Below are 11,953 nucleotides of genomic sequence, written 5' to 3' on the forward strand. Positions count from 1 at the left end.
CCGGCCATTTCCCGTGCATGTGGCTGTCCGGTTGGCCGCAGGGTCAGGCCACCCGCGCGCTCAGCTGATGTCCGTGATCTTGGAAATGGATCCGTTGCTGAACTCGAACTCCGAGCGGCCAGAGAGCTCTAGAACCATTCCCTTCTTCAGGCCGTTTGGCAGGTCGGCGGCAACGACAGCGCGAAAGGCGATGGTGGCGACCGCCACGGAATCTTGGATCTCGAAGGACGTGATCTCTTGATGCCTTTCTGAAAACAGGGAGAGTGACTGCTGGGCAAGGGCTTTCAGTTCCGCGACCCCAGTGGTGCTTTCATTCAACACGCCTGCAGAAATGTTCTTGAACTCCACCTGCGGATGAACATCCCGGAGCATGTCGTCAACGTTCTTGCGGTTGTAGGCGTCGATGTAGTGGTCGACGAGTGCACGAATTTCAGCAGGACTCAAAAGAAACCTCCTCAGCTAAAACACAATGTTAACTGGAGCTGTCGGGTCCCAGAGCGTGCTGCCTGCCGCTTTCACGGCGATGTACGCGGCCACCGTGCCCATGTCGCGTAATGGCTCCTTTGACTGGATGCCGGCAGCCAGCAGCATTGGCGAGAAAGCTTTTCCGAGATTGCGAAGCTTGCTGAACAAGATGGCCTCAACGGGTTGCCATGGCTTGGTAGTGCATGCCGTTGAATATTCCTGGCGCCTCGGTGGCAACGAACCCGAGACTTTCGTATACGGGGACCGCGAACAATGATGAGCGGACCGTGAGCGGCTTGCCCAGCTTCCCGCTGCGGGAAGCGAATTGCCAGAGCTGCTTGCCTATGCCCAGCTTCTGGCAAGAAGGATCGACAAAAAAGTATTTCACCTGGCTCTTGTCCCGGACGGCAAGCACACCCGCCATCTTGTGTTCCCGAATGGCGACCAGCCATTCCGTCTGTGCCGACCGGATCAACTCCGCAATCGGCCCGGATTTCACGCTCGCCGCATACCATTCAGGGCAGGGCTGTTCAGGCGTGAAGCAGCATGCAACCGAGGTCGAAAAAATCAGTTCGGCAATGTCGGCAGCATCTGCTTCGAGCGCGTGGCGTATTTCCATGTCGTCCGTCATGGTCGAGATTTGAAGTCGGGGGCGTGTTTCCTGCAAGCCACCCGTCTCTTGGGCAACAGTGTCAGGGTTCTGGCAGGCCAGGCACCGGGAAGCATCAAGAACACTCGCGTCGAGGCATGCGTTTGGCCGCACAAATGCCCTGATGGGCAAAAGCGGCTTGGTGGAATGCGGCGGCGAATGGGCCCTGCGATTGGGCTCAAAGCCGTGAGTGTGCCGACCCCAGGCAGGCCAACCTATCCAGGATGCCTGCCCTTCGCGGCGACCAGTGCAAGGCCGGAGGAAATTCAAGTCATCATTTCATCCTGACTTGTTTCATGCATACAGGCATGCGCTTCCTTCAGTGCCGGGTTGCGCACAGGGCTACCATGCTTTGCCCAGCGCCTTATTCGGGGAGCCCATGGAAATTGCCAGGCCCACCGCCACGAAAGCGAAGAAGGCGCCAAGCCAAAAACTGCTGGAGCGCAGTTTGGATGCACGAAGCAGCAAAAAGGCTGCCCCTGCGTTGGACACGAGCCCCATGGAAACCACGCCCCACGGGAACTGGCCACGCTCGGCTGCGGGAATTCCAAAGCCATAGCCGACGAGAAGCGCCGCGATCGCGACGCCATAAAGGCGAAAGAAAAGCGTGCTCTTCGTGCTCACCCGGGTTGCGGCCTCAAGCTTGGCGCCGGCGGCAAAGAGGAAAGGCAGGACCACGAACAGCATGGTTGCGGCAATCTTGGTGATGAGCAGCAAGCTGAGGTAGGACAAGGTGGTTTCCTGGGCAGGCGTTCAACTTCGAATTGACGGGCTTGTGCGGTTTCTCGTGCAGGACCTGAAATCCGACTTCGCCACGGTTCATTGACATGGAGGAAGCCTACGTCGGCTGGCTGCGATGCCAGATCCTTTTCGACAGTGAGCACAACTCTCACTATTGGAGCGTGAAGGAAGTCACGCAGTTTCCAGGCCTGATACGCCAGCGAACTGAAGTTTCCCGCCGCCGCTCGGCGACGGGCCAAGCCGAAATGCCGGCTCATTTGCCGACTTTGACAGTAGACAGCCGCCGCCATCAGCAGGCACCATGCCGTCCATGCATCTCCTGCCTCACCCCGTTCTAAGCCTAGGTCTAGCACCTGGCCGGGGTTGGCACGTTTACAGGCGCTGAGCGCCAACACGCACGGATTTCCCCCGACCCCGGCCGCGTACCAGTCTCCCGGCATTGGCGAGGGCTGCAGGGAAATCCGTCCGCTGTTTTCCAACGTGCTTGACAAGGCGCCGCCCCACCCGGCGGCGGCCCAGCCGAGGTGCTTTCATGATTTCCCAGCCCGCCAGCAAATACCCCCGCCCCGCCACCGTCCAGCTCCCGGACCGTGAATGGCCGAACCGGACCATCGACCAGGCGCCGGTATGGCTGTCCACCGACCTGCGCGACGGCAACCAGGCCCTGTTCGAGCCGATGAGCCGCGAGCGCAAGCTCTCGCTGTTCCAGGAATTGGTGCGTGTCGGCTTCAAGGAAATCGAGGTCGGATTTCCTTCCGCGTCGCAGATCGATTTCGACGTCGTGCGCGAGCTGGTGACGCAGGGCCTGATTCCGGACGACGTCACGCCCATGGTCATCACGCAGGCCCGGGCCGACCTGATCGAGCGCACGGTGCAGTCGCTGGCCGGCGCCCCGCGCGCCATCGTTCACCTCTACAACGCCACCTCGCCCTTGTGGCGCCGCGTCGTCTTCGACATGAGCGTGGAGCAGGTGATGCAGCTCGTCGAGGAGCACGTGGGCCTGCTCAAGCGCCTGACCAGCCAGCATCCCGAGACGCAGTGGACGCTGCAGTACAGCCCCGAGACCTTCTGCATGACCGAGCTGGAGGTGTCGCTGCAGGCCTGCAACACGGCCATTCGCGCCTGGGAGGCCGGTCCGGGCCGCAAGATCATCATCAACCTGCCGACCACGGTCGAGGTGACCACGCCCAACGTGTTCGCCGACCAGATCGAGTGGATGAACCGCCGCCTGGAGCGTCGCGAGCACGTGGTGCTGTCGGTGCACCCGCACAACGACCGCGGCACTGGCGTGGCCTGTGCGGAGCAGGCGCTGCTGGCCGGCGCCGAGCGCGTGGAAGGCTGCCTGTTCGGCAACGGCGAGCGCAGCGGCAACGTCGACCTGGTGACGCTGGCGCTGAACCTCTACACCCACGGCATCCACCCGCGGCTCGACCTGTCGGACATCAACGGCCTGGCCCGGCTTATCGAGGAAAGCACCGGGTTGCCGATCCACCCGCGTCACCCATATGTCGGCGACCTGGTATTCACGGCGTTTTCCGGATCGCACCAGGACGCCATCAAGAAGGGCATGGCCGCGCAGCGCGCGGACGGGCCCTGGGAGGTGCCTTACCTGCCCATCGACCCGGCCGACATCGGACGCAGCTACGACGGGATCATTCGCGTCAACGCCCAGTCCGGCAAAGGCGGCATCGCGTACCTGCTGGAGCAGGCGCATGGCGTGGTGATGCCGCGGCGCATGCAGATCGAATTCAGCTCGGTGGTGCAGCGCGCCGCGGACGCCAGCGAGGCGGAAATCAGCCCGGAGGCGTTGTGGCACCTGTTCGACGCCACTTACCTGGCCCGGCCGCATGACCCGGAAAATCCGCTGGCCTACGTCGCGCACCATCTGGACGGGGACGGCGAGCAGCAGCGCATCGAGCTGGAGCTGGGCGGTGTGCAGGCCCGCCGCGTGTTGCGGGGCGTGGGCAACGGACCGATCGACGCCACCGTGCGCGCCCTGGGCCTGCCGCTGACGGTGCACGCCTACGAGGAACGCAGCCTCGGCAGCGGCGCCGGCGCCACCGCCCTGGCCATCGTGGAAATTTCCTGTGCCGGCGTGCCGGGCACCCGCTTCGGCGCCGGCCGCCACGCCAACCTGGCCACGGCCTCGATCCTGGCGCTGCTGTCGGCAGCCTCGCGGGCGCTGGCCGAGGCGCCCCGCGCGGAGCAGGCGCCGCAGCGCGTGCCGGCCTGATGGGCGGGGCGGCCGGTTCAACCCGGCCGCCCTGAAGCCGCAAGACGGCGCGCGAGCCGGGGAGGACATACCGCGCGGATCAGGCGCTGGATTCGCGACGGAAGCCAGCAGCCCGTTGTTTTCGCTTCGCGCGCCAACCTCGTCCGAGCTGGCATTCCTTGCCGGTCCGGCGCTGCAAGCCGCGCGGCTTGGTATGGCCGGGCGGCCGGTCATGCTGCCGGTTCGGCGCCGCCGGAACCCTAACGATCCACAGGTGGCACATGAAGAATTGGAAAGAGGAATTTTCGAGGAGGCTTGAGACGGTCGACGCCCTGACCATCGAGCCGTTGATGCAGGAAATCACCGCCTGCCTGGGTTTCGACCATTACGCCTACGGCGCCACGCGGGTGAATGGCGCAACCCGGCCGGACGCGGCGATCCACAGCAACTATCCCGAGGCCTGGCTGAGCCTGTACCGCAGCCGCGGCTACCACCGCATCGACCCGGTGGTGCAGCAGTGCCTGGCCAGCCCGCTGCCGGTGTCGTGGCGTTGCGATTCACCCGACCCCGGGCACCGCGGCTTCTGGGAGGAGGCACAGCGGCACGGCCTGCGCCACGGCTGGTCGCACGCCTGCAGGAACGTCAGCGGCTGCGTGGGCATGCTGTCGCTGGTGCGCCGCGGCCGGGAGATCGACCGGCAGCAACTCCAGGAGCACGAGCCCAGGCTCGTGTGGCTGCTGCAGGTGCTGCATTCGCGCATGGCGGCTTGCGTGAGGGCCCCGGCGGGGAGCCACGAGGCACAGGTCCTGTCGGCGCGGGAGATCGAGGTGCTGCAGTGGTCCGCGGAGGGCAAGTCGGCGGGCGACCTGGCGACGATCCTGGGCATCAGCGAGCGCACCGTGAATTTCCATGTCCACCAGGCCATGCAGAAGCTCAATGCCCCCAACAAGATCAGCGCGGTGTACCGCGCCGCGGTGAAGGGCGTGCTGGGCCCGGGGCTGCAGAACATGTGCTGATCTCGCCGTACCGTTCGCCGGCCCTGGGCTGCCGGCTCGCTACATTGGCTGCTCATGGCGCGGCGGCGGGATGTCCGGCCGCGGCAATCCCGCCGGGTCGCCATGCCCAACCTGTCCGGCCGAGCCGGCCCCTGCCCATGCCCATGTCCTCGTCGCCCGATCGCAACCAGGAGCTGGCCCGGCTGCTGTCGCGCGTGCAACTGGGCGACCGTGACAGCTTCGCCGCGCTCTACCGCCTCACCAGCGCGCATCTGTTTGCCGTCGTGCTGCGTATCAACCGGGACCGGGCGCAGGCCGAGGAGGTGCTGCAGGAGGTCTACGTCAAGGTCTGGCGCTCGGCGCAGGGCTACGACGCGCGGCTGAGCCAGCCGCTGACCTGGCTGGCCAGCATCGCGCGCAACGGCGCCATCGACAGCCTGCGCCGCCGCCGGGCCGAGCCCGACACCGTCAGCACCACCCTGGACGACCCCCATGACGAAGGACGCGACATGTTGAACCTGCTCGCGTCGGACGAGGCCGGCCCGCTGGAGTCGCTGGCGTCCGCCGCCGAGGCGCGGCGCCTGGGGCTGTGCATGCAGGCCTTGAGCCGCGAGCAGCAGCAGTGCCTGGCGCTGGCCTTCTACCAGGGCCTGTCGCACGCGGAGCTGGCCGAGCACCTGGTGCAGCCGCTGGGCACGGTGAAGAGCTGGGTGCGGCGTGCGCTCACCGCGCTCAAGGACTGCCTGGCCAAGGCGGTTGGGCGCGAACGCACGGGAGGCGCTTGAGATGGACTACAGCCGTCCCGCGCTGTCCGACCGGCTCGCCGCCGAGTACGTGCTGGGCACGCTGCGCGGCCCGGCGCGCCGGCGCTTCGAAGCGTTGTTGCCCGCGCACCCGGCGCTCCGCACAGCCGTGGCGTTCTGGCAGGCCGCGCTGGTGCCGATGGCCGAGCGCGTGGCGCCGCAGTCGCCGTCGCCGCAGGTGTGGGCGCGCATCGAGCAGCGGCTGTTCCCCGATGCGGTGCCCGCGCCCGCATCGCCGCCCTGGTGGCGGCGGCTGGGCTTGTGGCAAGGGCTGGCCGGCAGTGCGCTGGTGGCGGCGCTGGCGCTGGGCCTGGCGCTGATGCAGCCGCCGGCGCAGCAGCCGCCGATCGTGGTGGTGCTCGACCCGAATCCGCAGGCTGGCGGCGCGCTGCAGGCGCGCTTCGTCGCCAGCCTCAGCGCCGACGGCCGCGCCCTGGTGCTGCGGCCGATCGGCCCGGTGAGCTTGGCCTCGGGCCGGGCGCTGGAGCTGTGGGCCGTGCCGGACAGCGGCGCGCCGCGCTCGCTGGGCCTGGTGTCGCCGCAGCAGGGCGCCACCGTGCAGCAGCCGCGCCTGCTGCAGGGCACGGCCGCCTTCGCCGTGAGCGTGGAGCCCGCCGGCGGCTCGCCCACCGGGGCGCCGACGGGGCCGATCGTGTCGCTGGGGCTGGTCCGGCTCTGAGCCCATCGCGCACCCCCGCGTTCAGGTGGGGTCCTGGTTCCCGTTCTGCATCCATCCGCGAAGCCGGCGCGTAAGGCCCTGGACGCCCGGTTCATGGCCGGGCGCTGCCGCCGGCACGAGCCCGTCCGGCGTCCGCATCGCAGATCCCCAGGAGCCACGATGACGTCCCACCTTCGCCTCTCACGCACCCCCGCCGCGCTGGCCGCGGCGCTCCTTGCCGCGCTGCTGTCCCCGGGCGCGCAGGCCTCCAGCCACCGGGAGGCGCCCTTCATCACCACCGTGCCCAAGGTGGACGGGACGGACCTCTACATGTTCTCCAGCTACGAGAGCGGACGCGCCGGCTACGTGACGATCCTTGCCAACTACCAGCCGCTGCAGGACGCGTATGGCGGCCCCAATTACTTCCAGATGGATCCCAACGCGCTGTACGAGATCCACATCGACAACGACGGCGACGCGCGCGAGGACCTGACGTTCGCCTTCCGCTTCCGCAACCTGCTGTCCAACGGCGGGCGCGGCACCGAGCTGCCCATCGGCAATGAGATGGTGCCGATCCCGCTGGTGCAGTCGGGGCAGGTCACGCAGCCCGGCGACCCGAACCTCAACGTCCAGCAGCGCTACGGCGTGACCCTGCGCCGCGGCGAGCGGCGCGACGGCGACGCGCTGCCGCTGCGCGGCTGGAACAGCAACCAGGTCTGGTTCATGAAGCCGCTGGACAACGTCGGCACCAAGACGCTGCCCGATTACGCCGGCTACGCCGCGCGCCACGTCTACAGCGTGCGCGTGCCGGGCTGCGACAAGCCGGCGCGGCTGTTCGCCGGGCAGCGCCGCGAGGCCTTCGCCGTCAACCTGGGCCCGGTGTTCGACCTGGTGAACGCGCCGCTGGCGCTGATCACCGACCCGTCCCGGATCAATGCCGTGCCCAATCCGCTGGACGACAAGAACGTCACCACGCTGGCGCTGGAGATCCACAAGGACTGCCTCACCGCCGGGGGCGATCCGGTCATCGGCGCCTGGACCAGTGCCAGCCTGCCGGAGTCGCGCCGGCTGGTGTCGGCGCCGCCACCGGGGCTGCAGACCAGCGAGCGCGTGGAGGGCCGGTGGGTGCAGGTGTCGCGGCTGGGCATGCCGCTGGTCAACGAGGTGGTGATCGGCCTGCCCGACAAGGACCGCTTCAACGCCTCGCGCCCGCGCGACGACGCCCAGTTCGGGCGCTACGTCACCAACCCGACGCTGCCGGCGCTGCTGGAGATCGCGCTGGGCGCGCCGGGCATCGCGCCGAAGAACCTGCCGCGCACCGACCTCACCACCACCTTCCTCACCGGCATCGCGGGGCTGAACCGCCCACGCCACGTGGTGCCGGCCGAGATGCTGCGGCTCAACACCGGCATCGCGCCGGTGCCCTTCGCGCAGCAGAACCGGCTGGGCGTGGTGGGCAACCTGCTGGCGGGCGGCAAGGACAACGCGGGCTATCCCAACGGCCGCCGGCCCAAGGACGACGTGGTGGACATCTCGCTGGTGGCCATGATGGGCGGGCTGTGCATGGCCAACGGCAACGACGACCGCCTGCAGCTCGGCGCCGCGTGCCGGCCTGCCGCCGTGCCGCTGGGCGACACCGCGCTGAAGCTGCACGACGCGGTGGACCAGGCGCGCGTGCCGCTGCTGGGCGGCTTCCCGTACCTGGCGCACCCGCTGCCCGGCGCGCGCTGAGGAGAGCAGCCGTGAAGCGCTTCGCGCGGCTCCTGTGCGCGCTGCTGGCCGGCGCGGCCTGCGTGGCGCAGTCGGCCGTCGTGCCGCCCGGGCGCGACGACGAGGTGATCGAGCAGCTGCCGTCGGCCGTGGCGCGCGCCGGGGCGCCGGCCTCGGCGGACGAGGCGGCACAGCGCGCGCTGGCCCTGGTGGCGCTGGCCCAGCGCGAAGGCGACCCGCGCCCGGCCGGCCAGGCGCTGGCGCTGCTGCGGCCCTGGCAGGCCGACGCGCGCGCCCCGGCAGCGGTGGTGCTCGCGCTGGCGCAGGCCGAGCAGCACCTGCACCGCTTCGACGGCGCGCGCGCCCGGCTGCAGGCGCTCACGGCGCGTGATCCGGCCCAGCCGCAGGCGTGGCTGATGCTGGCGACGCTGCACCGGGTACAGGGGCGCTATGCCGAGTCCGACGCCGCCTGCACCGGCCTGGAGCGCGCAGGCGCGGCGCTGTTCGCCGCGGCCTGCGCGGCGGAGAACGCGGCCCTGCGCGGCGGCTTCGACGCGGCGCGCTCCCGCCTGCAGGCGCTGTTGCAGGCCGCGCCGGACGCGGCCACCCGGGGCTGGCTCTGGACCACGCTGGGCGAGCTGGAACTGCGCGCCGGCCGGACCGAACCGGCCGAGGCCGCCCTGCGCGCCGCGCTGCGCGGCCCACCCGACGGCTACGCCACGCTGGCGCTGGCCGACCTGCTGCTCGATCAGGGCCGCGCGGCCGAGGCCGTGGCGCTGCTGCGGGAGCAGCCGGACAGCGACCCCGTGCTGCTGCGCCGCGCCATGGCGGACCCGGACAGCGCTGCTGCCGCCGAGCTGCGCCGGCGCTTCGCCCAGGCCGACCTGCGTCCCGGCGCCGCCGAGGGGCACGGGCGCGAGCGCGCCTTGTTCGCCCTGCACGTGGAGCGCGACGCCGCGGCGGCGCTGCGCCTGGCGCGCGAGAACGTGTGCGTGCAGCGGGAGCCCACGGACCTGCTGCTGCTGGTGCGCGCCGCGCGCGCGGCGGGCGACGAGGGAGCGCGGCAACAGGCGCTGCAACTGGCCAAGGAGGTGCATCTTGAAGACCGACGCCTGCAAGCCTCGAACTGAGAAGCCCTGGCACGCGCTGCTCGCCCTGTGCCTGGCCCTCTTTGCGGGCGCCGTCCACGCCCACAAGTCCAGCGACGCCTACCTGCAGGTCGAAGCCCGCCCGCACGCGCTGGAAGTGCGCTGGGACGTCGCCCTGCGCGACCTTGACACCGCGCTGCCGCTGGACGCCGACGGCGACCGCCGCCTGACCTGGGGCGAGCTGCGCGCCGCGCTGCCTGCCGCGCAGGCCTATCTGCTCTCGCACCTGCAGGTGCCGGATTCCAACTGCGTGCTGGCGCCGCGGGGCACCGCGCTGGAGCGCCGCGCCGACGGCACGTACCTGGCGCTGACGCTGCACGCCGACTGCGAGCCGCCGGCCGGGCTGCCGCTGCGCTACACGCTGCTGGCCGACGTCGACGCCACGCACCGCGGCATCGCGCGGCTGCGCTTTGCCGACGGCCGCACCGAGCTGCGGCTGCTGGACCCGGCGCAACCCGAGCCCGAGTCCGCGGGCGCGTCCGGCGCCGCGGCGCCGGTGCCCTCATCGTTCCTGGCGGCGGGCGTGCACCATCTCGTCACCGGCTACGACCACCTGCTGTTCCTGCTGTGCCTGCTGCTGCCCGCGGTGCTGGGCCACGGCGCGGTGGCGTGGCGGCGGGTGGCGGGCATCGTCACGTTGTTCACGCTGGCGCACTCCGCCACGCTGGCGCTGGCGACGCTGGGCCTAGTGCGCCTGCCGCCGGCGGTGGTGGAGCCGGCCATCGCGCTGACCATCGCCCTGGCGGCGCTGGACAACCTGGTGCCGATCTTCGGGCGCCGGCGCGCCGCCGTGACTTTCATGTTCGGCCTGCTGCACGGCTTCGGCTTCGCCGGGGTGCTGGGCGAGCTGTCCTTGCCGGCCGGGGAGCTGGGCTGGGCGCTGCTGCGCTTCAACCTCGGCCTGGAGCTGGGACAGCTGGCGCTGCTGGCCCTGGCCGCGCCGCTGCTCGGCTGGCTGGGCCGCACGCCCGCCTGGCGGCGCGCCCTGCTGCAGGGCGGCTCGGCGGCAGCCGTCGCGATGGCGCTGGTGTGGACGGTGGAGCGCGGCGCGGCGTGGTGGGCCTGAGGCACCGGCCGCGAGCAGTCGGCGGCACGTTCCTTCTCCTCGCAGCCCGGAATACTTGCGCCAGATCAAGGCCGCGCCATCGAATGCGCACCGTTTTCGCGCAATTCATCAGCTTGGCGAAAGCTTGCCCGGTTCGTATGTCGGGCATTGAAGGGTTCGGGTGGGCGCCGCGCAGCGGCACCGCCCGCTCCCTCGCAAGCCAATGTGTATCGATGGAGTGGTGATGACGAAGAAGTACGTGGTGATCGGTGCCGGCCCGGCCGGCGTGCGCGCGGTGGAAGCGCTGCGCGAGAACGATCCGGCAGGGAGCATCACGCTGGTCAGCGGCGAGCCCGGGGAGCCTTATGCGCGCATGGCGATCCCCTACATCCTCAACGGCTCGATCGACGAGGCCGGCGCGCTGCAGCGCAAGACGCCAGGGCACTACGAGACGCTGGGCGTGAATTACCTCAACCGCCGGGCCGAGCGCGTGCACGCCGGCGCCGAGGGCGGGCGCGTCGAGCTCGACGACGGCAGTACGCTGGACTACGACCGGCTGCTGGTGGCCACCGGCTCCTCGCCCTCGCTGCCGCCCATCCCCGGCACGGACCTGCCCGGCGTCGTGACCTGCTGGACCCTCGACGACGCGCGCGCCATCGCCGACAAGCTCAAGCCCGGCGCGCGCGTGGTGATGATCGGCGCGGGCTTCGTGGCCGGCGTGTGCATGAAGGCGCTGGTGGGCACGGGCGTGAAGCTCTCGGTGATCGCCGGCCGGGCCGGGCAGATCCTGCGCACGATGATGACCCCCACGGGCAGCGGCATGCTGCAGCGCTGGCTGGAGGCGCGCGGCGTGGAGGTGATCACCTCCGGCCGCACCGAGCGCATCGAGGCCGGCCCGCGCCTGGTGATGGACACCCGCACCATCGAGGCCGACCTGATCATCCTGGCCACCGGCGTGCACCCCAACGTCTCCTTCCTGGAAGGCACGGGCGCGCGCATCGAGCAGGGCATCGTGGTGGACGAGTACATGCGCACCACCGTGCCGTGCATCTACGCCGCCGGCGACGTGGCGCAGGGGCGCGACTTCTCCACCGGCGAGTGGGTGGTGCACGCGCTGCAGCCCACGGCCACCGAGCATGGGCGCGTCGCGGCGCTGAACATGGTGGGCAAGCCCATGCCCTACCGCGGCAGCCTGAGCATGAACGTGCTCGACACCGTGGGCCTGATCTCGCACACCTTCGGTGAGTGGAAGGGCCGCGAGGGCGGCGAGGTGGTGGAGCTGGCCGACGAGGAGCGCTTCCTCTACACGCGGCTGTGCTTCGACGGCGAGCGCATGGTGGGCGCCATCACCATCGGCGAGCCGCGCCACGTGGGCGCGATGCGCGGGCTGATCCACTCGCGCCGCCGCCTGGGCCGCTGGAAGGCCGAGCTGATGCGCAACCCGCACAAGGTGATGGACGCCTTCGTGGACCTGACGCACGCCCGCTGAGCCCGCCGGCCCGCCGGCCCGGCGGGCCGGGCCGTGCG

12 protein-coding genes are annotated in these 11,953 nt (G+C 70.1%); 8 read left to right on the plus strand and 4 right to left on the minus strand.

What is annotated here, in order from left to right:
- Positions 1–60 precede the first annotated feature (60 nt).
- The 4 genes from H537_RS0103665 to H537_RS0103675 form a co-directional block, all read right to left on the minus strand.
- Complete coding sequence (locus tag H537_RS0103665) at positions 61–444, minus strand: nuclear transport factor 2 family protein (protein ID WP_028996803.1); 384 nt, start codon at positions 442–444, stop codon at positions 61–63.
- A 15-nt stretch (positions 445–459) separates the two neighbouring features.
- Positions 460–633, minus strand: a complete 174-nt coding sequence (locus tag H537_RS50625; RefSeq protein WP_156901367.1) for a TfoX/Sxy family DNA transformation protein — start codon at positions 631–633, stop codon at positions 460–462.
- A 7-nt stretch (positions 634–640) separates the two neighbouring features.
- Positions 641–1,096: a GNAT family N-acetyltransferase gene (locus H537_RS0103670; RefSeq protein WP_051241712.1), complete on the minus strand. Its 456-nt coding sequence runs from the start codon at positions 1,094–1,096 to the stop codon at positions 641–643.
- A 360-nt stretch (positions 1,097–1,456) separates the two neighbouring features.
- A complete protein-coding gene (locus tag H537_RS0103675; RefSeq protein WP_028996805.1) occupies positions 1,457–1,846 on the minus strand; it encodes a hypothetical protein in 390 nt (129 codons plus the stop codon).
- A gap of 541 nt (positions 1,847–2,387) precedes the next feature.
- Here H537_RS0103675 and H537_RS0103680 point away from each other — a divergent pair.
- The 8 genes from H537_RS0103680 to H537_RS0103715 all read left to right on the plus strand — a co-directional run bounded on the left by H537_RS0103680 (position 2,388) and on the right by H537_RS0103715 (position 11,915).
- Positions 2,388–4,088, plus strand: coding sequence for a 2-isopropylmalate synthase (locus tag H537_RS0103680; RefSeq protein ID WP_028996806.1), 1,701 nt, complete (start codon positions 2,388–2,390; stop codon positions 4,086–4,088).
- A gap of 260 nt (positions 4,089–4,348) precedes the next feature.
- A complete protein-coding gene (locus tag H537_RS0103685) occupies positions 4,349–5,083 on the plus strand; it encodes a LuxR family transcriptional regulator (RefSeq protein ID WP_028996807.1) in 735 nt (244 codons plus the stop codon).
- A 137-nt stretch (positions 5,084–5,220) separates the two neighbouring features.
- The gene (locus H537_RS0103690) at positions 5,221–5,847 is read left to right on the plus strand and encodes a sigma-70 family RNA polymerase sigma factor (protein ID WP_043458128.1); all 627 of its coding nucleotides are present in this window, start codon (positions 5,221–5,223) and stop codon (positions 5,845–5,847) included.
- Between the two features lies 1 nt (position 5,848).
- Positions 5,849–6,544 (plus strand): anti-sigma factor, encoded by a 696-nt coding sequence (locus H537_RS0103695; RefSeq protein ID WP_028996809.1) that lies wholly within the window; start codon positions 5,849–5,851, stop codon positions 6,542–6,544.
- A 159-nt stretch (positions 6,545–6,703) separates the two neighbouring features.
- Positions 6,704–8,254 (plus strand): DUF4331 domain-containing protein, encoded by a 1,551-nt coding sequence (locus H537_RS0103700; RefSeq protein ID WP_028996810.1) that lies wholly within the window; start codon positions 6,704–6,706, stop codon positions 8,252–8,254.
- Between the two features lie 11 nt (positions 8,255–8,265).
- Positions 8,266–9,363, plus strand: a complete 1,098-nt coding sequence (locus tag H537_RS55365) for a tetratricopeptide repeat protein (RefSeq protein WP_028996811.1) — start codon at positions 8,266–8,268, stop codon at positions 9,361–9,363.
- Positions 9,332–10,447, plus strand: a complete 1,116-nt coding sequence (locus tag H537_RS55370) for a HupE/UreJ family protein (RefSeq protein WP_051241718.1) — start codon at positions 9,332–9,334, stop codon at positions 10,445–10,447. The genes H537_RS55365 and H537_RS55370 overlap by 32 nt, the downstream gene beginning before the upstream one ends.
- A gap of 223 nt (positions 10,448–10,670) precedes the next feature.
- Positions 10,671–11,915: an NAD(P)/FAD-dependent oxidoreductase gene (locus H537_RS0103715; RefSeq protein WP_051241720.1), complete on the plus strand. Its 1,245-nt coding sequence runs from the start codon at positions 10,671–10,673 to the stop codon at positions 11,913–11,915.
- Positions 11,916–11,953: the final 38 nt, after the last annotated feature.

The sequence above is a fragment of the Azohydromonas australica DSM 1124 genome (genome assembly GCF_000430725.1).
GTDB lineage: Bacteria > Pseudomonadota > Gammaproteobacteria > Burkholderiales > Burkholderiaceae_C > Azohydromonas > Azohydromonas australica.

Bases quoted from the DNA above. Each gene is read 5' to 3' on its own strand.
- H537_RS0103670 (WP_051241712.1), bottom strand. From the start codon at position 1,096: ATGACGGACGACATGGAAATACGCCACGCGCTCGAAGCAGATGCTGCC.
- H537_RS0103680 (WP_028996806.1), top strand. From the start codon at position 2,388: ATGATTTCCCAGCCCGCCAGCAAATACCCCCGCCCCGCCACCGTCCAG.
- H537_RS0103685 (WP_028996807.1), top strand. From the start codon at position 4,349: ATGAAGAATTGGAAAGAGGAATTTTCGAGGAGGCTTGAGACGGTCGAC.
- H537_RS0103690 (WP_043458128.1), top strand. From the start codon at position 5,221: ATGCCCATGTCCTCGTCGCCCGATCGCAACCAGGAGCTGGCCCGGCTG.
- H537_RS0103695 (WP_028996809.1), top strand. From the start codon at position 5,849: ATGGACTACAGCCGTCCCGCGCTGTCCGACCGGCTCGCCGCCGAGTAC.
- H537_RS0103700 (WP_028996810.1), top strand. From the start codon at position 6,704: ATGACGTCCCACCTTCGCCTCTCACGCACCCCCGCCGCGCTGGCCGCG.
- H537_RS0103715 (WP_051241720.1), top strand. From the start codon at position 10,671: ATGACGAAGAAGTACGTGGTGATCGGTGCCGGCCCGGCCGGCGTGCGC.